Source organism: Streptomyces aurantiacus JA 4570, from assembly GCF_000414115.1.
GTDB lineage: Bacteria > Actinomycetota > Actinomycetes > Streptomycetales > Streptomycetaceae > Streptomyces > Streptomyces aurantiacus_A.
Genome location: NZ_AOPZ01000002.1, coordinates 1 through 706, shown reverse-complemented (window position 1 = coordinate 706; position 706 = coordinate 1). Strand labels below are relative to the sequence as shown.

At 75.6% G+C, this 706-nt stretch carries 1 pseudogene; it reads left to right on the top strand.

The features are described from left to right. Positions 1–385 precede the first annotated feature (385 nt). Positions 386–706, top strand: a pseudogene (locus STRAU_RS39710) (ATP-binding protein); the annotation flags it as partial.

Here is a 706-nt window from a genome sequence, read left to right as displayed (position 1 = left end):
CGGCCGCCGCGGGGCGCGGCCCAGGGCGCGCCGCGGGCGTGCGGGCACAAGCCGACGCCGAGCGCGCCGGGGCACGAGGTCGCCGAGGTGAGCTGAGGTGAGCTGAGAGGACGCGTCCTTTCGCGCCGGGGCCGATGTTCGACCGCCTCTTCGCTCGGCCGTACGAGTGTTTTCGCCCATGCGTGCGACGCGTCATACCAGAGCGGGACGCTGCCCACCGGAGTTTGTCAACTGCCCACCGCACATGATGCGTTGACGACTACCGTGTGTGGCCGTCGGGCGACGCAGGGATCACATCACGGCCTGCCGGCCGGCATCGCGATGCCATCGACGAGGTGCCGCAGCGGACCGCTGCGGCGTCCGTCGCAACGTACCGAGGACGCTGATGTCTCACCTTCGCGCACCGGCAGCACGCGCAGACCGCCGTGAGGGCGGGCGGCACGGCAGGTCCGGGAGCCGCGCCGCCCCGCCGCTGCCCGAGGCACGCATACGGCCCCAGCTCGTGCGCATCGCCGTGCTGCCGGCCGTCGCGGTCGGCCTGTGCGGCAGCGCGGCCGTGCTCTGCCTCGTCCGGGAGGCCGGGACCCGCCCCCCGCTGCCCCTGCTCGCCGTCCTCGCCGCCGCCGCGGTCCTCGGCCTGACCTGCGTCGTGATCGCCGCGGTGGCCGCCGACCGGGCCGCGCGGTCCGTGCGCGAGCGCGTCGGC